The 25,518-nt window shown below is 51.9% G+C and carries 21 protein-coding genes; 6 read left to right on the top strand and 15 right to left on the bottom strand.

The genetic code is table 11. The annotated features are described in order from the left end of the window. Positions 1–465: 465 nt before the first annotated feature. The 8 genes from ACR3EJ_RS22210 to ACR3EJ_RS22175 form a co-directional block, all read right to left on the bottom strand. Complete coding sequence (locus ACR3EJ_RS22210) at positions 466–1,446, bottom strand: flippase-like domain-containing protein (RefSeq protein ID WP_260027141.1); 981 nt, start codon at positions 1,444–1,446, stop codon at positions 466–468. Further along, positions 1,439–2,143 (bottom strand): class I SAM-dependent methyltransferase, encoded by a 705-nt coding sequence (locus tag ACR3EJ_RS22205; protein WP_480423556.1) that lies wholly within the window; start codon positions 2,141–2,143, stop codon positions 1,439–1,441. Before ACR3EJ_RS22205 ends, ACR3EJ_RS22210 begins: the two co-directional genes overlap by 8 nt. Positions 2,144–2,154: 11 nt before the next feature. Continuing rightward, positions 2,155–3,519, bottom strand: coding sequence for a DUF2142 domain-containing protein (locus ACR3EJ_RS22200; RefSeq protein ID WP_170543822.1), 1,365 nt, complete (start codon positions 3,517–3,519; stop codon positions 2,155–2,157). 1 nt (position 3,520) lies between these two features. Continuing rightward, the gene (locus ACR3EJ_RS22195; protein WP_170543820.1) at positions 3,521–4,522 is read right to left on the bottom strand and encodes a glycosyltransferase family 2 protein; all 1,002 of its coding nucleotides are present in this window, start codon (positions 4,520–4,522) and stop codon (positions 3,521–3,523) included. A 211-nt stretch (positions 4,523–4,733) separates the two neighbouring features. After that, on the bottom strand, positions 4,734–5,750 hold the full coding sequence (arsB, locus tag ACR3EJ_RS22190; RefSeq protein WP_170543819.1) for an ACR3 family arsenite efflux transporter: 1,017 nt from the start codon (positions 5,748–5,750) through the stop codon (positions 4,734–4,736). Continuing rightward, on the bottom strand, positions 5,747–7,012 hold the full coding sequence (arsJ, locus tag ACR3EJ_RS22185) for an organoarsenical effux MFS transporter ArsJ (protein WP_170543817.1): 1,266 nt from the start codon (positions 7,010–7,012) through the stop codon (positions 5,747–5,749). Before arsJ ends, arsB begins: the two co-directional genes overlap by 4 nt. Further along, positions 7,009–8,007, bottom strand: a complete 999-nt coding sequence (locus ACR3EJ_RS22180) for an ArsJ-associated glyceraldehyde-3-phosphate dehydrogenase (RefSeq protein ID WP_170543815.1) — start codon at positions 8,005–8,007, stop codon at positions 7,009–7,011. Before ACR3EJ_RS22180 ends, arsJ begins: the two co-directional genes overlap by 4 nt. Next, positions 8,004–8,837, bottom strand: coding sequence for an arsenate reductase/protein-tyrosine-phosphatase family protein (locus ACR3EJ_RS22175; protein ID WP_170543813.1), 834 nt, complete (start codon positions 8,835–8,837; stop codon positions 8,004–8,006). The genes ACR3EJ_RS22180 and ACR3EJ_RS22175 overlap by 4 nt, the downstream gene beginning before the upstream one ends. A gap of 121 nt (positions 8,838–8,958) precedes the next feature. Here ACR3EJ_RS22175 and ACR3EJ_RS22170 point away from each other — a divergent pair, with 121 nt between their 5' ends. Then, positions 8,959–9,699: a PhnD/SsuA/transferrin family substrate-binding protein gene (locus tag ACR3EJ_RS22170; protein WP_170543812.1), complete on the top strand. Its 741-nt coding sequence runs from the start codon at positions 8,959–8,961 to the stop codon at positions 9,697–9,699. A gap of 49 nt (positions 9,700–9,748) precedes the next feature. Here the strand turns inward: ACR3EJ_RS22170 and ACR3EJ_RS22165 are convergent, their stop codons facing one another. Continuing rightward, complete coding sequence (locus tag ACR3EJ_RS22165) at positions 9,749–10,420, bottom strand: DUF1045 domain-containing protein (protein ID WP_170543810.1); 672 nt, start codon at positions 10,418–10,420, stop codon at positions 9,749–9,751. Positions 10,421–10,960: 540 nt separating this feature from the next. On the opposite strand from ACR3EJ_RS22165, the gene ACR3EJ_RS22160 reads away from it, so the two are divergent. The 4 genes from ACR3EJ_RS22160 (at position 10,961) to ggt (ending at position 17,562) form a co-directional block, all read left to right on the top strand. Further along, complete coding sequence (locus tag ACR3EJ_RS22160) at positions 10,961–13,753, top strand: bifunctional aconitate hydratase 2/2-methylisocitrate dehydratase (protein ID WP_170543807.1); 2,793 nt, start codon at positions 10,961–10,963, stop codon at positions 13,751–13,753. Continuing rightward, positions 13,731–14,069, top strand: coding sequence for an aminotransferase class V-fold PLP-dependent enzyme (locus tag ACR3EJ_RS22155; protein ID WP_170543887.1), 339 nt, complete (start codon positions 13,731–13,733; stop codon positions 14,067–14,069). The genes ACR3EJ_RS22160 and ACR3EJ_RS22155 overlap by 23 nt, the downstream gene beginning before the upstream one ends. A 230-nt stretch (positions 14,070–14,299) precedes the next feature. Then, positions 14,300–15,457, top strand: coding sequence for an aminotransferase (locus ACR3EJ_RS22150; RefSeq protein WP_170543806.1), 1,158 nt, complete (start codon positions 14,300–14,302; stop codon positions 15,455–15,457). A gap of 287 nt (positions 15,458–15,744) precedes the next feature. Further along, positions 15,745–17,562, top strand: coding sequence for a gamma-glutamyltransferase (gene ggt, locus ACR3EJ_RS22145; protein ID WP_170543804.1), 1,818 nt, complete (start codon positions 15,745–15,747; stop codon positions 17,560–17,562). 96 nt (positions 17,563–17,658) lie between these two features. Here ggt and ACR3EJ_RS22140 read toward each other — a convergent pair whose 3' ends face one another. Continuing rightward, complete coding sequence (locus ACR3EJ_RS22140; RefSeq protein ID WP_170543803.1) at positions 17,659–17,991, bottom strand: winged helix-turn-helix domain-containing protein; 333 nt, start codon at positions 17,989–17,991, stop codon at positions 17,659–17,661. Positions 17,992–18,096: 105 nt separating this feature from the next. Here ACR3EJ_RS22140 and ACR3EJ_RS22135 point away from each other — a divergent pair, with 105 nt between their 5' ends. Beyond that, positions 18,097–19,026 (top strand): permease, encoded by a 930-nt coding sequence (locus ACR3EJ_RS22135; RefSeq protein ID WP_170543801.1) that lies wholly within the window; start codon positions 18,097–18,099, stop codon positions 19,024–19,026. 223 nt (positions 19,027–19,249) lie between these two features. On the opposite strand, the gene ACR3EJ_RS22130 is transcribed toward ACR3EJ_RS22135, so the two are convergent. From ACR3EJ_RS22130 to ACR3EJ_RS22110, 5 genes are all read right to left on the bottom strand, one after another. Further along, on the bottom strand, positions 19,250–20,248 hold the full coding sequence (locus tag ACR3EJ_RS22130) for an oligopeptide/dipeptide ABC transporter ATP-binding protein (RefSeq protein ID WP_170543799.1): 999 nt from the start codon (positions 20,246–20,248) through the stop codon (positions 19,250–19,252). 4 nt (positions 20,249–20,252) lie between these two features. Then, positions 20,253–21,239 (bottom strand): ABC transporter ATP-binding protein, encoded by a 987-nt coding sequence (locus ACR3EJ_RS22125; protein ID WP_170543797.1) that lies wholly within the window; start codon positions 21,237–21,239, stop codon positions 20,253–20,255. Further along, positions 21,236–22,378 carry an ABC transporter permease gene (locus ACR3EJ_RS22120; protein WP_170543795.1) on the bottom strand — a complete coding sequence of 381 codons (1,143 nt, stop codon included), beginning with the start codon at positions 22,376–22,378 and terminating at the stop codon, positions 21,236–21,238. Before ACR3EJ_RS22120 ends, ACR3EJ_RS22125 begins: the two co-directional genes overlap by 4 nt. A 5-nt stretch (positions 22,379–22,383) precedes the next feature. After that, positions 22,384–23,388, bottom strand: coding sequence for an ABC transporter permease (locus ACR3EJ_RS22115; protein WP_170543793.1), 1,005 nt, complete (start codon positions 23,386–23,388; stop codon positions 22,384–22,386). Positions 23,389–23,460: 72 nt separating this feature from the next. Continuing rightward, a complete protein-coding gene (locus ACR3EJ_RS22110; protein ID WP_170543791.1) occupies positions 23,461–25,500 on the bottom strand; it encodes an ABC transporter substrate-binding protein in 2,040 nt (679 codons plus the stop codon). Positions 25,501–25,518 lie beyond the last annotated feature (18 nt).

The raw sequence follows: 25,518 nt of genomic DNA, 5'->3' as shown, positions 1-25,518 counted from the left end.
AAGGATTATCTGTCGCAACTGATGTTGCGATTGGGAGACCTAGCTGTCGGAAATTATGCGCGTACATCAATCTAGGTCATCTCCTCCAATTCAGGCGGTGTGAGCAGCAATTTCTAAAGCCTGCACCATCTGATCACCTGTGGCGCAAGTTGCTGCCGCTCTTCGAACAGGGCTCTTTTTGCCAAGTCAGATCTGATGCGATTGGGTTTATCATTCTTTTTTACTCCTTTGCGCTATGAATTCCAAAACAAGAACAGATTGTTTCCGATTCATCAGGCTATTGTGGCTAGATTGGGGCATCACGCGTACTGATTTGTGGTTCTCCCAAATGACCAAATAGGCCGCGATAGTTTGATCCACATCAGTGAGTAAAAAACCAATTGGACAACTACTCAGTCCGGAGATTCCAGAATGATAGGGAATTGGTGCTTTGAACCCACCTGACAAAATACGGAATTTTTACGATCAAAGATCCTGATGCCGCCTAAATCCCGCTGCAGCAAGTAAGGGGTAGCACAACAAGAATCCGCTTACGGTTACGATCCTCAAAGATACCGCAGCTTCGGCCGCAGTCGCCGCGTCAATGCCCTGAAGGAATAGAGCGCTAGCCCATGTCACTTCAGTCACTCCCAATCCTGCAGGTAAAAACGGGATCGACGAAACGAGTAGTATCAAAGGGAAGGCGACGAAAAGCGGCATGGGATCGAGCCCCGGCAAAAACATCACCATCAGACCAACATTCAAACCCGCTATCAGCACATACCTCAAAAGGCTCAACCCCATAAGTTTATGTAGAACCACGGATCTTTGGTCAGCAGCTTGGTTCAAACCATCGGCGAGCGACGTCAAAGCCGCGCCCTCTCCTATCATCACACGAATTCGATGAACCACCAGTGCACTCCCACGCAGGACAGGCTTTAGCGCAGCGACAACAACCCCGAGAAGTACGATCAAAGAGAATGTTGCAAAAGCCGCACCCAACGCAACAAACACAAGGCCGGCCAATACCGCAATTCCCAGCGTCAAAAGCTCTAACGATTGCTCGAATAGTGAGGTACCCGCAGCGGCGCGGGCGCGGATGCCGCTTTTGCTCGCAACCCACGCGCGGACAATCGGGACGCTAATCTGTATCGAAATTATCTGCCCCAAAAGCGCACCGGTCGCCGTTGCAGAGGTGGCCGTTCCCAAGGATATTGTCTGAATATCCAGTGTTTCTGAAAGCACGATCCGCCACTTCATTGCCGCGGCCACAACAATGATGCTTTGCGTCAACATAATCAGCGCGTAAATGGGCCAGGGTACGCCGCCCAGTACCTGAGAAATACCCGACAGAGTTGCTCCACTTTTTTGTATGAGCACAACCAGCAGCGCCAATCCTGCAATGAGCCCTGCCAGGGTCCAGCGGAGGCGTTTATTGCGAGTTAGTGTTTTTGTCCCATCAGACAAAGCAATTAACCCCGTATATCAGGTTAATGTCCGGAATTGCGGCCCGCATGGGCCACCACTTGGTACGGCGTTCTGGGAAATGAAACTTAATAATCTGATGCAGGTTATAGATCGCATTTACATGCTCGACTGACATGTAATAATCGTAAGGCAGGCCCGCTGCATAACCGCGTTTTCGCGGCCCTAACGTTCGCCCAATTCTCCACGCAAGTCCGGGGTCACACGGGAGGATCAGCGATAGTACCCCGCCCGGACGGATAACGCGAACCCACTCCTCCAACGCACTTACCGGATCAGGAATGTGCTCCAAAACATGGGTCGCGATCACGCGATCAATACTATCGTCTTCAAATTGCAGCCTGGCACCTGAAAGCTGCTTGATCTCGACGCGTGGGTCCCAACTACGCCTGGTTAACCAATCGATTACTTTTGGATCATGGTCCGAAGCGATGTATCGCTCGAAACCATGTTGAACGCAGCCGAAATGTGCCATCGTACCAACGCCAAGCTCAAGAATCGTCCCGTAGTGATCATCAAGGCCGGCATTTTTCTCGACCAAGTTATGCGTCGAACGTAAAATACGCGCACTTAAGTTTGAGCCGTAATTTGAGGCGTCATAGTTCGCCAGCCAATTTTCTTCATAGTTCGACCAATCCGGTTTCTCTACAAAGTTTTTCATCTCGTTGGCCTCCTGCATTTTACGCAAGCCTATATGTTGCTGGAGAAGTAATACCTTGCTTCCAAGGCTTCAGACGTTGCGAACAGGGAAAATGACAACAGTAATATCAGCAGCACATTCTCAGCCATTCTGTATTTTCTTGCCCTGCCATCGATAGTTCCACGCGATTGGAAAAGACAGGCCATAAGTAGGATGGGTAGCAAAAAGTAACGGCCCTGGACACCCAATATAGTTGAGGCGGGATGGGGCGTCCAAGTTACTAGAAGTGAAAAGAAAACTATGAAGAACCCACCAAATGCAGATGAAATCAAGGCAAATGTAGACAGCCCATCATCTATTCTTCCCTGAAGTATCGCAAACATCAGGATCAACAGGACAATAAGAAATAATGTAGTGTAGGTCTGAGGAGAGAATGGCACATCCAGCCACCCCAAAATTCCTAAAAATGTATGAAGGTAGTAAAGAGTTCTTTGTCCGTCCGAAAGCGTGGCCCAAAGAGTGTCCGCGAACTGCCAGGGATTGAGCACATAATATTCCAAGATCTGGGTCGTGGTCGCACCTAAATCTACGCGCATATCCTTAGTTATGGATAATGCAAATCCATACCAGGAAATGATCGCGATACATAAAACCATGAATAGGGAAATTGCAGGAATGCTCCGAAAGCGAACCCCGAACGTCAGGGGTAACAACACAAGTGGCGCCATGTGCAAACGGCACCCTGCAAGTAAGAAAATCAGGGCCGATAATCCAAGCATCCTTTGAATACTTGGCCGAGTGCTTCTTTTCATTATGTCGAGGTATAGCGCGATTATCAGAAGCACCATCGCTGTGGATATGAAGTCAATGCTTGCAGATGCAGCCTGAAACAGCGTCATCGGGAGGAATAATAGTGCGATCACCAACGCCGAAGGCACCATAATTCGAAATGCCGCAAGCAAAATCAACGACCCCGCGCTAAGAGTAAAAAGTCGCGCAAGTTTATAGCTGGCATCGACACTTTGACCCAAGAACTCTCCGCACGCGAGAGCCAGTGCTTGAGGTAAATAAATAAGAGGGAAATAATACCCTGTTCCAGGCAGTGTTTCGTAGGCGCGCTTGCCGCTCCAATCTATGTCTTTCGCAGAATTCAGTTGCGCTGAAGTGACCTTGACTTCCGGGTGATGCGGCAAGGATTTAAACTGCGCCATATAGTCGAGCAACCCAGTGTCCACATTCCCGCCTGATGCCCGACTCTCGTCAGTGCTTAACAGTAACTGACCTTTCGAGAGCAAATAGGCGCGTTCGACGTGATCGAATTCGTCGGGGGATTGGAAAGGCGGTGTCAGCAGGCCTATCCACAATGCGGCACAGAACACTGACAAGACCGCAAGCAAACTCCGATCGTACGTCATGTTATTTATCGTCTGTCTTTGCGCCACTGCCGACAAGCATCGGTATGCGCCGGGTGATCCGTAGACGTTGAATTGGGACCGTTGGTTCAGATGCAATGTCATAACTTGCAAAAAACAGGAGCATCTGGAATCCAAGGACAATCGGTAATGCCGAAAGCATTACGGTTCCGGTCGTAGCTGGCACCCCGGTCGCAACAGACTCTGACCATGCCACCGCACCAAACATGATCCCAAAACTCAAGAGAAGGACTCCGAACAGGAGGTTTAATGACGCAAGAGAGAAATCGCGCAGAAAATACATGTAGATAACGCGCTTTAGTGTGGCGACCAAATGGCGCCAAAGAAATTCAAACATGACACGTCCGACACGAAGTCCGCTGACTTCGTCGGCATAGACCGCTCGCATAGGAATATCGATCACGACAGCCCGAAGATCACCGAGACGAATGAGCATGTCACTTTCAAAGAAATATCGCTGGGATACTTTGTCGAGATCAATTGAGGCGAGCGTACGGGCATGTATCGCGGTAAACCCATTGGTTGGATCAAATATGCTCCAGTACCCACTTGATAGCTTCGTTATGAAGCTAAGAAACGCGTTGCCGAACAACCTGACCCAGGGCATTTCCCTCACCGCAGTACCCGAATAGAACCGGTTACCTTTTACATAGTCCGCTTCCCCAACTGCGATCGGTTGTACAAACTGAGAGATCAATTCAGGGGCCATTTGACCGTCCCCATCAACCTTCACGACTATTTCGGCATCTGCATCCAATGCTGCCCGATATCCCGTGATGACAGCTCCACCCACACCGGTGTTTGTCTTATGCCTTAAAACCGTCAGGCGGGGATCCTTTAATGTTTTTTCAATGAAACCACCTGAATCTTCGGGGCAGGCATCATCGACTGCAAAAATATGCTCTACTTCTGGACCGATACGCGCGATCACATCTTCAATGTGGCGCTTGACCTTGAAACAGGGAATAACGACTGCAATGCGCATAATTGATCCCCCGATTGAACCTCGGGTCCACTCCTAGCCTCACAAACTGTAATTATGTCAGTGATGAATTCCGCGCAAAACGACCAAAAGCGATAATGCACGCACGTTGCATAAAAGCCCCACACACGCGATCTGGAATGCTTCGCTGAACTCCTGGTTGGAAACGAAATTTGATTAGCGCATGACAGTTCGTAAGAAGTTTTTTTGGTGATTATTCCGGCACTGCAAACCGACTACGAGTGCGATTTGCAAATGCCACCAATGACAACATCACCGGAACCTCGACAAGCACCCCAACGACGGTTGCCAGCGCCGCACCCGAATTCAAACCAAACAAACTGATGGCAACCGCAACCGCAAGTTCAAAGAAATTCGAGGTTCCGATCATGGCGCAAGGAGCAGCAATTCGATGCGGAACTTTCAACGCATAGGCCGTACCATAAGCCAAGAAAAATATGCTGTAACTCTGAACCAATATGGGCACTGCGATCAGCGCAATTACAATTGGCCGGGTCAAAATCGTTTGCCCCTGCAGGCCAAACAAAATGACGACTGTGGTGATCAAACCCACAACCGACCAGGGCTTTACACGTGCCGAAAATGTATCGATTGCATCTTGCGACCCAAGCCACCTGCGCGTGATCAACCCGGCTATCAAGGGCAGAACTACATAGAGTACCGTTGCCAGAACGAGCGTTTGCCACGGAACCGAAATCTCTGTGACGCCCAATAGAAATGCTACTATTGGCGCGAACGCGACAACCATGATCAGATCATTCACCGAGACCTGCACCAATGTGTACGTTTCGTCCCCTTTTGTAAGTTGCGACCAGACGAAAACCATTGCAGTGCACGGAGCGGCCCCAAGCAGGATCAGGCCCGCAGTGTATTGAGCCGCGTCTTCAGGTTGAATCCATGGTGCGAAGACGAACTCAAAGAACAAAACAGCGAGCATCGCCATGGTGAAAGGCTTTATCAGCCAATTCACGACAAGGGTGATGATCAGGCCCTGAGGCTGACGCGCAACGCCCGCGACAGCACTAAAGTCAACGCCAACCATCATTGGATAGACCATTGCCCAGATCAACAACGCCACAACCAGATTGACGCTCGCTACCTCTGCCGATGCGATAACCTCGACCAACCCGGGCACTGTCTGGCCAATTAATACACCCCCGATCATGGCAAGCGCGATCCAGACGCTCAGGTAGCGTTCAAAGATACTCATAAGATTGCCTCATTGGTCGGTGCTGTAAGTTTACAGGATATGAGTGCAGAAAGGCCGATCATGATTGCTGCGGTTCCCAGCACAAATGGAAGCCCACCCAATTGATAGGTCACGCCAGACAAAACGGTACCGATCAATCGGCCCGCGGCATTGGCCATATAGTAAAAGCCTATATCCATCGTGACCCTTTCAGATTTGGTGAACGCCAGGATCAGATAGGAATGAAGCGAAGAGTTGATCGCGAATATCGCCCCAAAGAATAGCAAGCCAATTACCAAAGTGACAGTCAGCCATACCGGCGCCCCTGTAGACAGCAGGGCTGCGACAGTCAGAATTGCTGGGATGCAGAACAATACAGCAGCCCAGTCACGTGCGGCGCGTATTAAATCTCGTTCAGAGCGCTCAGACGCGCGAAGGATTTTTGGCGCACTGGCCTGAACCGCACCGTATAATATCACCCAGATGGTCATAAACGTGCCGATCATAAAGAAGGCTGCGCGGTTCGCTTCCTCAGTGCCATTGGAAAGCACGGCATAGAAATAGATTGGAATGCCGACGACAAACCAAACGTCCCGCGCGCCGAACAAAAAGACCCGTGCCGCCGAAAGCCAGTTTACATTGGCCGAATTCGAAAAGACCTCAGAGAACTTGGCGCCCTTTCGCCCATTGGGAAGACCGACTGGCATGAAGGCAAGAATAGCACCCAAAACCACAGCCAGTATAATCGCCATAAGTAAAACGGCCCAATTGAAACCCAAAGTCGCCAACAGCGCCGCCCCAAACAAGAATCCAATACCTTTCACGGCATTCTTTGATCCTGTCAGGATAGCAACCCATCGGAATAGACCGCCACCTTCGGTTGGGGCAAGCAGTTTGACTGCCGATTTTGACGACATCTTTGCCAAGTCCTTGGCGATCCCACTTGCCCCCTGAACAATCATCACAAATGCCACCGAGACACTCATGGCCCATTGCGGGTCAAGTTGCGTCAGCGCAAGCAATGCCACGATCTGCAGCGCCAGACCTGCATAGAGAGTTGCCGCGAGCCCAAACCGGGCTGCAATCCAACCCGCAGCGAGGTTGGTCACCATTCCAGCGATCTCGTACAAAACAAACAGGTAAGCCAACTGCACCGGTGAGAAGCCCAAAGTATGAAAGTGCAACAACACCAGCATTCTGAGCGCGCCATCGGTCAGCATAAACGCCCAATAGGCGGCCGTTACGGCGATGTAGGCCGGCAGACCATCGGGTCTTTGCGTCACAATGATGCCCCGACCATCAAGGCAACATCGACCAGGCGATGCGCATATCCGAATTCATTGTCATACCACGCATAGATTTTCACCTGAGTGCCATTCACCACCATGGTTGAAGGCGCATCAACGATCGAAGAGCGTTGGTCGTTTGTATAATCTGCCGACACCAAGGGTCGCGTTTCATAACCTAGAATACCGCTGAGTTGCCCTTCAGCGGCAGCCTTGAACAAGCCATTGACCTCCTCAATGGTTGTTTCTCGTTCAACCTCGAAAACACAATCTGTCAGCGACGCATTCAGCAATGGAACACGCACGGCATGGCCATTCAATCGACCCTTTAGTTCCGGATAGATCAGCGTAATTGCCGTTGCTGATCCAGTTGTGGTTGGGATCAACGAATTCAATGCCGAGCGCGCACGACGCAGGTCCTTGGCTGGACGATCTACCATTGTCTGCGTGTTGGTCACGTCATGAATCGTGGTCATCGACCCGTGCCGGATTCCAAGGTTTTCATGAATGACTTTTACGACCGGAGCGAGACAATTGGTCGTGCAGGATGCTGCAGTCACAATGTGATGCATTTTGGGGTCATATGTATCTTCGTTGACACCATATACAATGTTAGAGGCCGGACCGTCCTTGACCGGTGCAGAGACAACCACCTTCTTAACACCGGCTTCAAAATACGGGGCCAACTTGACCTCGGTCTTGAAGGCGCCCGTGCAATCGATCACCACGTCGATGCCATCCAGTGGCAGTTTTGTCAGGTCGTTTGTTCTGACGAACGGTATGCGCGTTCCATTGATGGTGATGCTTTCGTCATCATGATCGAAAGAACCAGCCCAACGGCCGTGCACAGAATCAAACTCTAACAAGTGCGCGTGCATTGCGGCGTTACCCACCGCGTCGTTGATCCATGCGACACGTGCCCCTCGTTCCAAAAGCGGCTTCAGGGCAAGCTTTCCCATCCGGCCCAGACCATTCACTGCATAAGTTGTCATGTTGTACTCTCAGCGGCAGATTTGCCGATTTCATCGATGGCGGATTGCAAGGCGAGGCGATCAAGGCTTTCGACCGGCAACGCGGAAAAGGCCTCAATCCGACGTTTAAGTGCACCATAGGCGTTTTGAAACGCGAGGCTCTTCTCCGCATGGGTACCCTCGGCCTTGACCGGATCCGCCATGCCCCAATGACCGCTGATCGGTTGGCCATCCCAAGCCGGGCATTCCTCGTTTGCCGCCTGATTGCAAACCGTAAAAACGAAATCGAGGTCTGGTGCATTCGACCCTGAGAATTCTGCTATGTTCTTTGAACGTAAAGCCGAGATATCGTGGCCTTTGTCTTTCAGCACCTGAAGTGCAAAAGGGTTCAATTCAGACGAAGGCTTGATCCCTGCCGAGAATACATTGAACCGATCCCCGGCAATTTCACGAAGCAGAGATTCCGCAAAGATAGAGCGGGCTGAGTTTCCTACGCAGAGGAACAGCACGTTGAATTTCCGATCATCCTCGACGTCAATTCCCAAATCGAAGGGCATGCACAAATCAGGTCGTCCGAGGCAGCAATCCAAGAACAAGTAGTCGAGCATTTCCCGCACAGAATGCATATCAATTGAATAAAGCAAAGAGGTTCCAACCCTCTGTTGATTTATGATCTGAGCGTTCTGCAGTGCACTAAGATAGCTCGACATGGTGCTGGGCTTGATATCGAGCGCCGAACCCAGCTCTCCAGCCGGCACCCGATCAGGATATCGCCGCATAAGAATCCGAAACACCGCTAGCCGATGTGGATGGCCTAATGTGTTAAGTTGGTTTGAGATATATGATTCCATATTTCGTGAAATATTGAAATTATATCTAGGATGCAATTACTTTCTATGAGTCAGGACTTCCAATGCAAGACAGACATGCTAACCAAAGGAACAGTGTGCACCAACCAAGGCTCTGAACAGAATGATTGCAAATCTGATGATGTATCAGCGCCCGCAGCTGGCAGCGGCCCATGATCGTTATTGGCAGCTGATACTTCGGAACTTGAATGAAGTAGGTATAGATGGCCCCGAACATCTCTCTCAGAACGCAGAAGAGTTTTTTGTGTGGAAAAACCCGAATTTGGTATTAAGCCAGACTTGCGGCATGCCGTATCGCATCTGGCTGCATGACTTGGTCGAGCTGGTCGGCACACCGGACTACGGGCTTGATGGCTGCCCCCCAGGATATTATCGTAGTGCACTTGTCGTGCGTTCCGATGATGCCCGACAGGACATCGTAGAATTCAGCGAGTCAATCTTTGCGTTTAATCAGGCATTCTCGCAGTCAGGTTACGCTGCTCCGTACTGGCATCTACGCAAGCACGGTTTTTGGTTTCAAAATCGTCTACACACGGAACAGCATGTCAAATCAGCTCAAGCGGTCGCCTCAGGACGTGCGGACATCGCATCGCTAGACGCTATGTCCTGGAAACTGATGGAGAAGCATGATGCGTTCGCGCAGGAATTGCGGGTTTTGGATTGGACCGCGCCGACACCTGGATTGCCGCTTATTACCGCGAATGGAAATGACGCAGATTCCATATTTAGTGCAGTGAAATCTGCGATCGAACTCCTTGATCCGCTCGATCGGGGCCTTCTAGGATTGCGTGGTATCGTCCGAATTCCAAAAGACAAATACGCCGAGATACCCAACCCACCTTGATTTGAGCGTTTATCGAAGCTTCGGATCAAGGATTGGAAGGCAATCTGATTCAACCCGCGAGCTTGTAGCGATGAATCAACTCAAACCGCCCATCTTTGCGTTCACCACACAACGCGATCTGATCAACAACAAACGGAACCGGCAGTTCAGGCAGAGACCTCAATATCGTTTCTGTCCAGACCGGAATATCTAGCTTGGGCAACCGTGCGGTAAGGGTCATGTGGAATCGGAAATCGTCCATCACATACGGGTAACCCCATTTGGTCAGTAAGGCATTCTGACGGGCGCTCATCCCCGGTCGCCGCCGCCGTTCAAGTTCTGCCACAGACAAAGGCGCTCGGAATTCATCCAAGTCTTGGACGCAGGCCGCAGCGACCTGTTGCAACGCCTTAGATTCACTGCGTGGTATCAGCGCCAAAAAGCGGCCAAGTCTGGTTAGTTCCAAACCATCGCATATCGCTGGAGCAAGTCCCAACGCCAACTCAGCCACGCGCATGTGCAATTCCTCGGCTGTGCTGTCACCGGCCAACCGAAATGGCGGTTTCAACGTTCCGTGAAAGCCGTATTTGCGCGGCGTCATCGTGATTCCATCCAAACCGGGAAAATCGAACAAAGGCGCTTCACACGCGCTGATAATGTCCCAACCCAGCCAGGATGCCCCGAAACGGGCCAACGGGCCGTGGGGGGGAACATAGTAGATCGCAAAACGAGTATACGACATGAACTCCTCTTATCCTGCATCCTCTGTGATAGCGATGTGTCAGGCATTCCGTGGCTTGCCAAGGTGCGATTGGCTTTGCCTGATCAGGTTTTAACCGGGGCTGTGACCACCGAACAGGGCGTGGTTGCGGATACTCAAGAATGGGAGCACCACCTTCGCGCTGACCTCAACACTGTATTCTATGCACTGCACATTGGGTCTATGAACCGCGCCCTCACCCCCCCTTGCTCGGCATCTGGAGCGATCGCAAAAGCGCTGTTTAACGGCAGGTAACCTTGACTAATCGCAGGTAGAAAAGGGTTGTCTCTAGGGCTTTAAGAATTTCGCCCACCTTCTCATTTCCCATTCCCTGCAATCTTGAAACTTAGAGGAAATGCACCGGGATTCGAGATGGCCTAAAGGATTTTCATGTATTATGCGGCAATCCGGCGCTTGAACTCCGTCAATCTAATGTATACGAAAGTATACTATACTGATCCAGCGACAATTATGCCGCCGCGAATATCGCCCCATAGCATGCCAGAGATGCGGAAAAATAACATGAGCCTCTACAACGACTACTTGACCGAGATCGAAGACCGCAAGCAACAGGGTCTCAGCCCCAAGCCCATCGATGACGGTGCACTGACCCGCGAAGTTATCGACCATATCAGAGACACCGGCAGTGCGCACCGCGATGATTGCCTGCACCACTTTATCTATAACACCCTGCCCGGCACCACGAGCGCCGCGGGTGAAAAAGCGCGCTTTTTGAAAGAGATCATTCTGGGCACTGTCGAGGTTGAGGAAATCAATGCAGCTTTCGCCTATGAGCTATTGAGCCACATGAAAGGCGGCCCGTCGGTCGAAGTGTTGCTTGATCTTGCACTGGGCACCGACGAAGCGACAGCGCGAGATGCGGCTGAGGTGCTCAAGACTCAGGTCTTTCTTTACGAGGCCGATACAGATCGCATCAAGTCGGCCTATGAGGCAGGCAATGCCATAGCTTCAGATCTTCTGGACAGCTACGCCAAGGCAGAGTTCTTTACCAAGCTTCCTGAGGTCGACGAAGAAATCAAAGTTGTCACCTATGTGGCGGCCGAAGGCGATATCTCAACCGACCTTCTAAGCCCAGGCAATCAGGCACATTCCCGCGCTGATCGCGAGCTGCACGGCAAATGTCTGATTTCGGAAGACGCTCAAAAAGAAATTGAGGCACTGAAACTTAAGCATCCAGATGCACGTGTCATGCTAGTCGCTGAAAAAGGCACGATGGGCGTCGGATCATCGCGCATGTCTGGGGTTAACAACGTCGCCCTTTGGACCGGCAAGCAGGCAAGCCCGTATGTTCCGTTTGTCAACGTCGCACCCGTCGTGGCGGGAACGAATGGCATCTCTCCCATTTTCCTGACCACGGTAGGCGTGACCGGTGGGATCGGTGTGGACCTTAAGAACTGGGTCAGAAAGACGGACGAAGACGGCAAGACGATCCTGAACAATGACGGCAACCCGGTGCTGGAACAGAAATACTCGGTTGCGACCGGAACCGTTCTGACAATCAACACAAAGCAAAAGAAACTATTTAGCGAAGATGGCAGCGATGAACTGGTCGATATGGCCGGATCATTCACACCGCAAAAGATGGAGTTCATGAAGGCTGGTGGGTCTTATGCCATCGTGTTCGGCAAAAAACTGCAGACTTTCGCCGCTGAAACTCTGGGGATCGAAGCACCGCGTGTCTTTGCGCCTTCGACGGAAATCAGCGCCGTGGATCAAGGTCTGACCGCGGTCGAAAAAATCTTTAACGCAAACGCACTGGGTGTAGCGTCCGACAAGGTGCTGCACGCAGGGTCTGACGTGCGGGTGCGCGTCAACATCGTTGGTAGTCAGGACACAACCGGACCAATGACGGCACAAGAACTTGAGGCCATGGCCGCCACGGTCCTATCCCCGTCGGTCGACGGGGCCTATCAGTCGGGCTGCCACACTGCATCGGTCTGGGACGCCAAAGCGCAGGCCAATACGCCCAAATTGATGGCCTTCATGCACAAATTCGGCTTGATAACCGGTCGTGATCCGAAGGGCGTCTATCATGCGATGACGGACGTTATCCACAAGGTTCTCAACGACATTACTGTTGACGATTGGGCAATCATCATTGGTGGTGACAGTCATACCCGGATGTCCAAAGGTGTCGCGTTTGGCGCGGACTCTGGCACCGTGGCACTAGCTCTGGCGACAGGTGAAGCAACCATGCCAATCCCTGAATCAGTAAAAGTGACCTTTAAGGGCAAGATGGCTGATCACATGGACTTTCGCGACGTGGTTCATGCAACACAGGCGCAGATGCTGGCACAGCACGGTGACAATGTGTTCCAGGGTCGGATTATCGAAGTGCATATTGGAACGCTGTTGGCGGACCAGGCCTTTACCTTCACCGACTGGACTGCGGAAATGAAAGCCAAAGCTTCAATCTGCATATCCAACGACGAGACCCTGATTGAGTCACTGGAGATTGCCAAATCGCGCATCAAGATCATGATCGAAAAGGGCATGGAGAACGATGCCCGGATGCTCAACAGCTTGATCGAGATCGCGGACAAGCGCATCGAGCAGATCAGGTCGGGTGAGAAACCCGCGCTGACTCCCGATGAAAATGCCAAATACGCTGCCGAGGTCATTGTCGATCTGGATGAAATCGTGGAACCAATGATCGCGGACCCAGACGTCAACAATGCGGATGTCTCAAAGCGTTATACCCACGACACCATCCGCCCGATTTCATTCTATCGCGCTGAAAAGAAAGTGGACCTTGGGTTTGTAGGGTCATGCATGGTGCACAAGGGTGATATCAAGATCGTCGCTCAGATGCTGCGCAATCTCGAGGCTGATCAGGGCGATGTCACATTTAAGGCTCCGCTCGTCGTGGCCGCTCCGACCTACAATATTGTTGATGAATTGAAGGAAGAGGGCGACTGGGAAATTCTGCAGAAGTACTGCGGATTCGAGTTCGACGATGCTGCGCCTAAGGTCCAGGCCCGTACCGAATACGAAAACATCCTTTATCTTGAACGTCCGGGCTGCAACCTTTGCATGGGCAATCAGGAAAAAGCAGCCAAAGGGGATACGGTTCTAGCCACATCGACACGCCTGTTCCAAGGCCGGGTGGTTGCGGATTCCGAAACCAAAAAGGGTGAATCCTTGTTGGGCTCAACTCCTGTTGTCGTCCTATCGGCAATTCTGGGACGTACACCAACGCTGGATGAATACAAAACAGCAGTTGAAGGCATCGATCTGACCAAGTTCGCACCTCCAATCCAGAAGCCCTTGGCTGGTCTGTCCGTACATTTCTAGATCGGCAATCAACATCGGAAAGACGTTGGAAGATACAGGTGCGTTGACCTTTGTAGATGCGGTGCAATTTGCGCCGCATCACTTGGTCGACGTTAAAGAACTGGGCTATGATTTTCTGGCCTTCTCCTCGTACAAGTTTTTCAGACCGCATTTGGGTATCGTCTGGGGACGTCTGGCGTTGTTGAATTCGCTTTTCCCCTACAAGCAGCGGTGCGTGTCGGATGCAAACCCGAACCGATATGCGATGGGCACCCCTCAATACGAGGTGCTGGTGGGCCTGTCGGCGACTGTACGCTATTTTGAGGAAATCGGTTGAGCCACTGGAGGCAGCGGCGGAGATATGGATCGCAAGGGTTGACCATGGATGGTCGTCGGATCAGAACAGTGGCGATCTGGGTTCACTGCCCTGCGGCAAGGCTCGGTTACCTGACTACACCAGGTCAGCATATTTCCGTTCAGTCGGCTTGGGCCTTGAGGGCATCGCCATGGTTTGTGGCATCTGGAAACTTCCTCAGGCGCAAGGACTGAACAACAGGGAGAGATGAGATGAAAATCAAGCCTTTTGGCGTTGAGATCTGGATGAATGAATTCGAAAACCATTGCGAGTTCAATCTGGCCGAAACCTGTGTTGCATCTCTGACGATCGAGCAGCTTTTGGAATTGTCTGGCAAGAACTCCGACGTTCTAGATGACCTCAAACCAATGAAGCTGACCTATGGCGCGATCGAAGGGTCTGACCGATTGCGTGATGCGATTGCGACGCTTTATGAACGGCAAGAGCGCCAAAATATTGTCGTCACACACGGGGCGATTGGGGCTAATGCGCTGGTCCATGAAACGCTGGTCGAACCGGGCGATCACGTGATCTCGGTCCGGCCAACCTATCAACAGCATTATTCGATCCCCGAGAGTTATGGCGCCACAGTTGATATCCTTCACCTGCGGCCGGAAAACGGCTTTTTGCCCGATCTCGATGAGTTCGCCGCATTAATCCGACCAGACACAAAGTTGATCGCAATCAACAACCCCAACAATCCGACCGGCGCATTGATGGATGCCGGCTACCTGGAGCAATTCATTGAGATTGCCCGGCGCAGTCAGGCCTATGTGCTGTGCGACGAGGTGTATCGTGGCACCAGCCAAACCGGTGACGGTTTCTGCCCCGCGATAGCGGACCTCTATGAACGAGGTATCAGCGTGGCCGGTATGTCCAAGACCTTTTCGCTGGCAGGATTGAGACTGGGTTGGATCGCAGCGGCAACGGAGGTGCTGGAGGCGGTCTCCATCCATCGCGATTACAACACGATCAGCGTTGGAATGCTTGACGATTATTTCGCCGCCCTCGCGCTGGAAAACAAATCCCGCATCTTGGAGCGCAGCCACCGTATTACCCGCGGAAACCTAAAAATCCTTGATGATTGGGTATCGAATGAACCCAGGATTTCTTATGTCAAGCCGCAGGCTGGCACCACCGCGTTGCTTAAGTACGATTTCGATATGTCGTCTCGCGAATTCTGTGTCTCATTGCTGGAAGAAACTGGGGTGATGTTCACACCTGGCTCAGTTCTGCATATGGAGGGTTGGTTACGTATCGGTTACGCCAACAACCCTGAAATTCTCAAGACCGGTCTTGAAAAGGTCAGCGGCTATCTGAGGCGGCTCGAAGAGAGAAGCGTTCCATTCGCCACAGAAACCATCACTTGAACGGGCCAACCCAAGAAAAACACTGGAATGCCATCCAGATCCACCCACGTTTTCTGTCTGCATCTTCTTCTTTAAGTTGACCAGACGGTTCTTCAAAGAACTGTGCAGAAGGCCTCGTTCAAAGCCCCGCACGTCTTTCGAATAGCCCCGGGCCCGTGTGTAATCGCCACATTGAATTTGTTGCGTTGTCTTTTGCATCAGTATCATTACGGTGATCGTATTTCTTAATTGGTTCGCACCTTTTTGCCCAACTGTTTGTTTTAAAGTGTTCTTGGAGGAACCCAACAATGAATACCAAACCGAAACAAAAGCGCGGTCTAACAGCCTCTGCTGTAATTCTGAGTGCGCTGTTGAACAGTACTGCCTTCGCCCAACAGACCACAGATGCGGTCGCACCCGAAGCAGCCACCGCCGGTGCACTGGATAAACTGTCAGAGCGTGCTGAAGCCGCCCTGGTTAAGCGCGATGCCGGGCAGCCCGTTGTCGCTTCAGACTGGATGGTCTCGGCAGCGAACCCGTTGGCTGTAGAGGCTGGCGCTCGTGTTTTGTCAGAAGGCGGAACTGCAGCGGACGCCATGGTCGCCGTACAATCTGTACTTGGATTGGTAGAACCACAGTCTTCGGGGCTGGGAGGTGGTGCATTTCTTGTCTGGTTTGATGCCGAAACTGGTGAACTGACCACATTGGATGGCCGCGAAACCGCTCCAATTGAAGTGAACCCACGCCTGTTTCAGGATGCCGAAGGCGAAAAACGGGGGTTCTATGACGCGGCCATCGGTGGCATCTCGGTCGGCGTGCCAGGCACCCCTGCCCTTATGGAAGACGCACATCGCCGCTGGGGCAGCGCAAACTGGCCCTCATTGTTTGAGGATGCAATAGACTTGGCCGAAAACGGGTTCACAGTTACGCCCCGCCTTGCAGGTATGATCGAGTGGGATGCTGAGCGACTCAGTCAAGTGCCGTCAACAGCCGCATATTTCATGCCCGATGGCGCAGCACTACAGGTTGGCGATCATCTGCAGAACCAGGCCTACGGGCAAACTCTACGTAGTTTTGCGGTCGAAGGGGCCGATGCATTTTATACGGGTGAAATTGCCGAGGATATTGTGGCAACAGTGCGTGGAGCCGTACGCAACCCAGGGGTTCTTAGCATGCTGGATATGGCAAACTACCGTGTGGTGGAAAGACCTGCGGTCTGCGCGACATATCGGAGCTTTGAGGTCTGTGGTATGGGACCGCCATCATCGGGGGGCCTAAGTGTCGGGCAAATCCTTGGCCATTTGCAACCTTATGATATTGCCGCAATGGGCTCCGAAAGCCCAGAGGCATGGCGTCTGATCGGGGATTCCTCGCGGCTCGCTTTTGCTGATCGTGGGCGGTATATCGCAGACAGCGATTTTGTTCCAGTTCCGGTTGGTGGCCTGCTGGACGAAACCTACCTGAAAGACCGTGCATCGTTACTAGAAGGCCCAGCGGCGCTGGATACCGTCTCACCTGGACAACCCGAGTTCGACCACGCGCTGCTTTGGGCCGACAATATCGATATGTCGATGCCCTCCACATCTCATATTTCAATCGTAGATCGCTATGGAAATGTGTTGTCGATGACCACGACCATCGAAACAGGTTTTGGTTCACATTTGATGACCAAGGGCGGTTTTCTGCTGAACAACGAATTGACCGATTTCTCGTTTGCCACACATAGTGATGGTGTCCCGATTGCAAATGCAGTTGCGCCGGGAAAACGACCAAGATCATCGATGGCACCGACGATTGTAATGCAGGACGGAGAGCCGGTTCTAGCGGTTGGATCTCCGGGCGGGTCACGGATCATCGGTTATGTGGCACAGGCTATTATTTCCGTATTGGACTGGGACATGGATGTCCAAAGCGCCGCAGCCGCTCCTCATCTGATCAATCGGTTTGGCACATATGATCTCGAAGAAGGGACGGATGCCGAAGCCCTGGCTCCGGCGCTGGAAGAAATGGGATTTGAAACAAACAGCCGCGCTCTGACCAGTGGATTGCATATGATCAAAATCAGCCCGACAGGATTGGAGGGCGGCGCAGATCCGCGTCGCGAAGGCATCGCATTGGGCGAGTAATCGCATCGATAATGCAAAGATGGAAAGGCGGCTGATCAACAGCCGCCTTATTAAATCGGACTATCGACTGTCAAAAACACATCGCTGCGGGGGCACTCAATCGGTAGGAGGTGCCTTAAAAACCGGTCGGTTTGGGTCGCCCCCTTGATCAGCGCAACATTCGTCCTGAAGAAATTCGATCACTTCCCACAGGCGATTATATTGCGGTACACAACGGAGAATACGCCCTTCACGCTCTTGCGTTATCAAACCCGCGCTAACTAAGCTTGCGATATGATGGGTCATGGATGAATGCGGAATGTCCAGATCTTCCCTGAGAACCCCCACCGGTAGACCTTCGTATCCTGATTTCACCAACCTTTTGAATATCTTAATTCTGTGGCTATGGCCAAGCTCTTTCAGCACTTTGGCAGCATCATCTATCTGCATTCTCACCTCACAATCTCAATATTACGATATTACCCGTAATACCTTGACACAAGTTTGAATTGCTATTATTTCGATATTTCTAGTAATATAATAGAGTATGACATCATGTCCCAATCAACCCTGACTGCTGTGCAGGAAACACTCAGTATGTTCACCTTCCTCGCGGTTGAACTGACATTGCTTTTTCTGATCATCAGCTATGGCGTCGGCCTTCTGCAGGCTTATGTCTCGCCCGCGCGCATTCAAGCCATCCTCAGTTCACGCAATGGTCGTGGCTATGTAATTTCAGCTATGTTGGGTGCAATAACCCCATTCTGCTCGTGCTCCACCATCCCATTTCTGAAAGGACTGCTCAGAGCGCGGGCCGGATTTGGGCCAATGATGGTCTTTTTATTCTCCAGCCCTTTGTTGAACCCTATCATCATCGGTTTGTTCGCTGTCACGTTCGGCCTCAAAGTGACCCTGGTCTATTTTGTAATCGCCCTCGGCGTTTCGATATTCGCCGGTTTCGCGCTCGAAAAACTTGGCTTTGAACGCTTTGTAGAGCCCGCCGCATATGAGGCCCCAGCTCCATCCGCTGGGTGTGGGGCAAGCCGATCGGCCGAGATCAAACCCAACAGCCAATGGGGGCGGGTATGGAAAAGCACCTGGAAAGATTTTAAAACCGTGCTGCCCTATTTGTTGGTCGGTATATTAATCGGATCCATGATTTACGGTTTCCTCCCCACCGATCTGATCACGAAGTATGCCGGGAACGATAATCTGCTAGCAATCCCGATATCCGCCGTAATTGGCATCCCGCTTTACATTCGTGCAGAAGCGGTCATCCCGCTGAGCGCCGCCCTTGCTGCCAAAGGCATGTCTTTAGGTGCTGTAATGGCGCTGATCATCGGTAGTGCTGGGGCAAGCCTAACCGAAGTCATCCTGCTACGTTCTATCTTCAAACTGCCCATGATCGCGGCTTTTCTATTTGTCATTCTGTCCATGGCGATGATTGCAGGTTTCTTCTACGCTTTCACCCCGTTGGGCAGCTAGACTTTCGAAAAGTGGACTATTCGAGGCAGTACAGGCAACTCCTGCTGACTGGCCCAATTAAGCCGCTAGTGCATGATCTTACCCTCTGAGCCATCAGCCCAATGACGGGATTCAACTTAACGGTAAGAGGGAAATATTTTGGCGCAAAGCCCTAATTCGAAGGCAGAGCCAATTGAAAAAGAATTCTTTTTCAACATCTTAACAGGACGCAATCCGACTTAACTTAGACTGCGGTCTGAAGTTCCTGCCAGCGGTGACAGGAAACGGAATGGCCGGCTTCGCATATCTCCATCTCAGGCTCTTTCTGTCTACACAGGTCTGTCGCAAAGGGGCATCGTGTGTGGAACTGACATCCTGTTGGGCGGTTTGTCGGCGATGGGATCTCACCCTCCAACCGCTGTACTTTTCCTTTGTCATCGGGGTCCAGAGAAGGGATCGCGGAAAACAACGCCTTCGTATAAGGATGCCGAGGTGCCTCGAACAACTGCCGCGTCGGGGCACTTTCCATAATCTGACCAAGATACATTACCGCCACATGATCGCATGTATGTGCGACCACGGACAGGTCGTGGCTGATAAACAGGTAAGTCAGGCCCATTTCATCTTGCAACGACTTAAGCAAATTCAAAATATCGGCCTGAATCGATACGTCCAATGCCGCGACACTTTCATCTGCAATAACAAACCGAGGTCTGGAAACTAGGGCACGTGCGATCGAAATACGCTGACGCTGTCCACCGGAGAACGCATGTGGGAAACGGCGCAGGTGTTCGATATTGAGCCGACACATCGCGGCCACTTCGCGAACCCGCTCGTCCACCTCATCGCGCGACTTGCAGAGCCCCATAACTTCAAGAGGTTCAGCGATAATGTCGCGCACCGTCATGCGTGGCGACAACGCTGCGTAGGGATCCTGAAAAATCAACTGTGCCCTTCGCCGGTATTCTTTAAGACCTGCTCCGGCCAGATCTCCAAGGTCATAGTTTACTTCGCCATCATCATAATGCGCTGAACCGCCTGTGATCGGTACCGCGTTCAACAGGGCACGACCAAATGTCGTTTTTCCAGACCCGCTTTCACCGACCACCCCAAAGAACGACCCCTTTGGGATGTCGAGAGTAACATGATTAACCGCCTTCAGGACCCGCCTATTGAAGAGTTGACCACCCACCGGGAAACCAACCGAAAGATCGCGTGTTTGGATTAGGTATTCAGAACTCATTCAATTATCTTTCAGCGCACAAGTGACACGCGGTGCGGTGATTTTCGCCCGTATCAGACCATTGCGGCACGACAGTGCGACAAATGTCGCCGATCACCTTGCCGCAACGGGTGTGAAAGACACATCCCGCAGGCCGTTCCAGAGGTGACGGTATATCTCCTGGGATCGGCATGAGTGGTTTCTCCAGGTCATCCAACTGCGGCAGGGCATCGATCAGACCTTTGGTATAGGGGTGATATGGGTTCCGAATAACTTCGCGCACCGGTCCCTGCTCAATCACCTTGCCCAGATACATCACCGCCACTTTGTCAGCGGTTTGTGCAACGACGCCAAGATCATGAGTGATAAAGATAATCCCCATGCCGAACTCGGCCACGAGGTCTTTCATCAGGTCTATTACTTGCGCCTGAATGGTTACATCCAAGGCCGTCGTGGGCTCATCCGCAATCAGCAGCTTGGGTTTGGTCGATAGGGCCATGGCTATCATCGCCCGTTGCCGCATACCGCCGGACATCTCAAACGCATATTGCCCAAACCGAGTGGATGCGTCAGAGATACCGACCCGGTCCAGCATTTCAATTGATAGCTCTTTAGCCTGTTTCTTGGACAAGTCAGTGTGGATCAACAACTGCTCGACCATCTGGCTGCCGACTGTCATCGCCGGCGCAAAACTGGCCATGGGTTCCTGAAAGATCATCGAGATCGACCCACCCCGTACAATTTCCATATCGCGGGGGCGTTTCAGGCTCATGACATCCACTGGGCCGCTATCAAGATGCAAGGTGATCCGACTTTCCGGAGAATAGACCGCATTTCCCGGATTAAGCTTCATCAGAGATTTCGCAGTCACGGACTTTCCAGAACCACTTTCCCCTACAAGGCCCATGACTTCGCCGGGCGCCAGTGAGAAAGACACATCATCTACCGCAGTGATCAAACCTTCGTCGGTCTTAAATTGCAGCGTAAGATTTTCGACGTCGATCAGGCTCATTTGCGGGCCTCCGAATATGGATCAGCGGCATCACGCAATCCATCACCAACGAAGACGAAAGCCATGACCAGAGCGATGAAGAAAAAGACCGGAATAAAATACCAATGATAGTTCAATAAAACGTCCGCCTTGGTCACGTTCTGGAGCATTACACCCAATGAATTGACCGGATCCTTAAGCCCTAGCCCAATAAAACTGAGAGCGGTCTCGGACAGGACAACATACGGAAACGAGATCACCAGATCGACGATGATATAGCTGGTAAAGCTGGGAAGGAGATGTCGCCGAATAACGTGCCCTGCAGATGCTCCGCAAAGTTGAGCCGCCAAAACATATTCCTGATTACGCTCGGTCAGCAGATGCGTTCGCACCCTTCGCGCCAGCGTCGGCCACCCGACCAATCCCAGTATCAGGGTAATAACGAAAAATCGGGTCTCAGCCGACCACTCGGGCGGAATAAAGGCCGCAATAGCCATAAAGAGCGGGATCGAAGGCACCGTCCTGACCGCGTCAGTAATCATCTGGATCACGCTGTCAATCGCGCCACCGTAGTAGCCAGCAATCCCCCCGATCATCAGCGCAAGAACGAATGAGATCACAACGCCCAAAGTTCCCACCTGAAGCGACGTCCAGACTGCATGAAGCGTACGCGAGAAGATGTCTTTGCCCGCACTATCAGTTCCGAATAGGTGAACGTATCCTTGCTCCATACCGAACAAATGGATGTTGCCAGGGATAAATCCGAATAGCTTGTAGCTTTCGCCCTTTACGAAGAACTCCATATAGCGGCGTTCATCCTCGTTGACCTTCTCAACCCATCGAAAATTTGTCGCCAATGATCGTTCGCGTGTCACAGTGTGCAGGAAAGGACGTATGGAACAGCCATTCTTGTCGCAGAATTTCGGGATCTGAGGTGCCCCATTCAAGTAATCCTTATCCCGCCCAGCGACTGTCGGATCATAGGGCGACAGGAATGGTGCAAATAGCCCTGACAGGATCAATACAACCAGCACTGTAGCGGCAATCATGGCCGCACGTTGTTTTTTGAATCTGGCCCAGATCAGTTGGCGCTGTGAAGCCGTAAAGTAAGCTTCTTTCGCCTTCTGATCGTCAATTTTCGTAGACGTTTTTGCAGACATGGGCGTTACCTCAGAATGCTCTTGCGTACGCGCGGGTCAATTACAGCCAACAGGATGTCGGTCGCGAAGTTCAGCGTGACAATGGCAGCTGTCAGCAAGAATATGATCGCACCAGCCAACTGCTGGTCATTCGACCGTGCCAGCGCCTCAAGCAGTAGAGATCCAGCTTCGGTGAGTGTCAGGATCAGGGCCACAATGGGCAGTTCATTGAAGATACGGTTCAGGTCGAACCCAAGCGAGTTGACGATCGGCCCCAGCGCATGGCGTGCGGGATAGCGCCATAAGAGTCGGCGACCATATATCCCGCGCGCGGCGGCGGCGGTCACGTAAAGCTTGCCGATCTCGTCCGACATCAGTGCACGAACGGTTTGCAGAGCAAATGCGGTTGCCGACCATCCCAGAATGAAAATCGGCAGCCAGGCATGCTTCAAAAGATCCACAAACTTGGCCCATGACCATGGCGCTTCACGATATTCAGGGCTGAACAGGCCGGTCAGTGTCTCTCCGAAATACACGGTGGAAAACAACATCACCATTAACGCCAGCAGAAAGTTCGGCATTGCCAGACCCAAATAGCTGACCAGTCGCAGGGAATTGTTGAGGAAAGCGTTCCTTGACGCCGCCGAGATAATGCCCACCGGGATTGCGCTCATATATGCCAGTGTCAAAGAGCCCAAGCAGATCCACAAAGAGATCCAAAACTTGTCACCTAGAAGTTGCGCGATATTGACGCGCAAAATGCAGCTATCCCCGAAATCACCGCGGAAAGCGCCGCTTAACCAAGTAGCCCAACGTACCAGAAAAGGACGATCAAGCCCCAGCCTTACCCTCTCAGCCTCGATATCAGCCAGCGTAATGGCCGAGCCCTGCGTGTTTTTGTAGGCGAGATAGCGTTCAGCACAATCACCCGGCACAAGCTCCATCAGTGTAAAAACGATGAGCGAGACCAACACGAGAGTAACCACAGCCATCACTGCGCGCGTGGCGGCAAAGCGAGCGAATTGGAGCATTTCTTAGTTCCTGGCTAGCATGTGGAAAGGGGCGCTGACGCCCCTAACCGTTGTCTTAGATTGAAACGCCTATCACTCCGACAGCCACCACTGGGCAGGGCGGTACGGATAGGTTCTATAGAACTCGTAGGACTGCGTTTTGAATTCAGTGAAGTTCTGCAGGTTGTTCGAATGATAGATCGGGGCCGGAGCATTAACTGTACCAATGAACAGCATCTCCCCAGTCATGATCTCGACCATATTCTGCGCAGCGGCGACCGAGGCGTCTGATCCGGGCGCACTGGATTGGTAGGTGTCCAATGCCGCTTTCAGATCAGCAACCCAAGCTGGTGGTTGCACACCATTTTCCCCATTTGAACTGATGTACTCCGCCCACAGCATACCGGTACGCACGTCGAAATACCCGTCAAACGGCGGCACCCAGATTTCACCATCGCCAAGAACCGAACCGGCTGGCTGGCTTTTGAGCCACATGCCCATGTCCAGAGTGTTTGCCGATTGCGCGGCACGGAATTCATCCGAGGTAACCTCTTTGATTGCCGTGTTTACGCCCACATCTTTCCAGTTCTGTGCGATCAGCTCCACCAGCTGAGCCGATGCGGATTGCGTCGAGAACTGCCAGTCCAGCACAAACGGATCACCGTTTGGCAGATCGCGGAAACCGTCTCCGTTCTGATCAACAAGGCCAACTTCATCCAGAAGAGCATTTGCACGTTCCTGATCAAAGTTGATCTCGTAGTTCGACCACTTTTCGTCGATGAAATCCGGACGCGGAGAAAAACCAATATACTGTGTTGGTTCACCAAGGCCGAATGCGGTTACCTCATTTAGCTGATTGCGATCCATCGCAACCGACATCGCTGTTCTAAAACGAATGTCATTGAAGATCGCTCTTTTAGCTTCATCCTCAGCAGTAACGTTGAACGTTAGCACCGGGTAGCCAATTGCCGGTTTCACTTCTAAAGTGTAGTTCCCGCTTTCCTGACCTTCCAACAGAACCGGAGCAGATGTCAGGTTTACGCCCTGCGACTTGTAATCCACCTCGCCGTTCAACAGTTTAAGGTTCCGCACCTCTTCATCTGGAACATAGGTCTCATCCATCTCAGAGATATACGGCAGCTGGTTTCCTGCCGTATCCACCTGGAAGAAATATGGGTTCGCAACGTAGTGGCGCCCCTCTGTGCTTTCCTTGACCAGAATGTGGCTTTCCAATGTTGGCATCGCATCCTTGGGCAGACCTGCCAGTTTATCTCCCGCGGTCAGCATCGGAGATGGCGTGTCCATCCAGTCGGAATTACCGTAATAAGCTTTAATCAGCTCATAACCGTTCTCATATCCAAGTGCTTGTGCATTGGCGTCCGCATTTGCATCCAGAGCCGGATGGAACTGTTCAAAGAAATGCTTTGGCTGGAACGGCTGAACATACGTGAATGAGAACGTCTCGGTCAGACCCGGCTTCGGCGCTGCCAGCGTAAAACGAACGGTAGTATCGTCAAGCGCCTCAACCTTCATCGGTTCACCACCCGCCAGCGCGTAGTCCTTCGCTTCGGCTATAACGTTGGTGTCCATCATCAGGTTATCATACCAAAATACAACATCTGCAGATGTAAATGGCGCGCCATCCGACCATTTGTGACCTGAACGCAGATGAACCGTCAGCTCGGTGAATGCGTCATTCCATTCCCAGGACTTCGCAACATTGGGCACCAAGGTTTGCAAGTCGTCGGAATAACGGAACAGATTGACGTGGCGCACAGACAAGAAGTCGGATGTACCGCTTTCCGTAGCGTTGGACAGCGCGTCCAGCTGACCGCCATACTGGCCAATGCTGTCGTAGGGTACGATAACCAGTGGATCAACTGGCAAACGATCCGCAACTGCTGGTAGGGCTTCGTTGCCTCGGATCATGCCGTTGAGATCTGCGATAGATGGGTTTTCCGAAAATCCAAGCGTACAATTTCCTGCGGACTGGAATTCAGACAGATCAAATTGCTGAGGATATGCCCCATCCGACAGGCCCTGCATATCTGCCACCGTCGCAGGCGGACAATTTGCCCAGGCAGCACTTCCAAGAGTCGCAAATGCGGCTCCGGACATCAAAAGCTTCTTCATGATAACCTCCCTAAAGAT

This window comes from Ruegeria sp. AB11 (genome assembly GCF_056536325.1).
Note: the sequence above shows the minus strand (reverse complement) of the source record. Positions and strands in the feature narration are given on the sequence as shown.

Coding starts and splice junctions, on each gene's coding strand:
- ACR3EJ_RS22205 (WP_480423556.1), bottom strand. CDS start 2,143: ATGCAGGAGGCCAACGAGATGAAAAACTTTGTAGAGAAACCGGATTGG.
- ACR3EJ_RS22200 (WP_170543822.1), bottom strand. CDS start 3,519: ATGACGTACGATCGGAGTTTGCTTGCGGTCTTGTCAGTGTTCTGTGCC.
- ACR3EJ_RS22195 (WP_170543820.1), bottom strand. CDS start 4,522: ATGCGCATTGCAGTCGTTATTCCCTGTTTCAAGGTCAAGCGCCACATT.
- arsB (WP_170543819.1), bottom strand. CDS start 5,750: ATGAGTATCTTTGAACGCTACCTGAGCGTCTGGATCGCGCTTGCCATG.
- ACR3EJ_RS22180 (WP_170543815.1), bottom strand. CDS start 8,007: ATGACAACTTATGCAGTGAATGGTCTGGGCCGGATGGGAAAGCTTGCC.
- ACR3EJ_RS22175 (WP_170543813.1), bottom strand. CDS start 8,837: ATGGAATCATATATCTCAAACCAACTTAACACATTAGGCCATCCACAT.
- ACR3EJ_RS22170 (WP_170543812.1), top strand. CDS start 8,959: ATGATTGCAAATCTGATGATGTATCAGCGCCCGCAGCTGGCAGCGGCC.
- ACR3EJ_RS22165 (WP_170543810.1), bottom strand. CDS start 10,420: ATGTCGTATACTCGTTTTGCGATCTACTATGTTCCCCCCCACGGCCCG.
- ACR3EJ_RS22160 (WP_170543807.1), top strand. CDS start 10,961: ATGAGCCTCTACAACGACTACTTGACCGAGATCGAAGACCGCAAGCAA.
- ACR3EJ_RS22150 (WP_170543806.1), top strand. CDS start 14,300: ATGAAAATCAAGCCTTTTGGCGTTGAGATCTGGATGAATGAATTCGAA.
- ggt (WP_170543804.1), top strand. CDS start 15,745: ATGAATACCAAACCGAAACAAAAGCGCGGTCTAACAGCCTCTGCTGTA.
- ACR3EJ_RS22140 (WP_170543803.1), bottom strand. CDS start 17,991: ATGCAGATAGATGATGCTGCCAAAGTGCTGAAAGAGCTTGGCCATAGC.
- ACR3EJ_RS22135 (WP_170543801.1), top strand. CDS start 18,097: ATGTCCCAATCAACCCTGACTGCTGTGCAGGAAACACTCAGTATGTTC.
- ACR3EJ_RS22130 (WP_170543799.1), bottom strand. CDS start 20,248: ATGAGTTCTGAATACCTAATCCAAACACGCGATCTTTCGGTTGGTTTC.
- ACR3EJ_RS22125 (WP_170543797.1), bottom strand. CDS start 21,239: ATGAGCCTGATCGACGTCGAAAATCTTACGCTGCAATTTAAGACCGAC.
- ACR3EJ_RS22120 (WP_170543795.1), bottom strand. CDS start 22,378: ATGTCTGCAAAAACGTCTACGAAAATTGACGATCAGAAGGCGAAAGAA.
- ACR3EJ_RS22115 (WP_170543793.1), bottom strand. CDS start 23,388: ATGCTCCAATTCGCTCGCTTTGCCGCCACGCGCGCAGTGATGGCTGTG.
- ACR3EJ_RS22110 (WP_170543791.1), bottom strand. CDS start 25,500: ATGAAGAAGCTTTTGATGTCCGGAGCCGCATTTGCGACTCTTGGAAGT.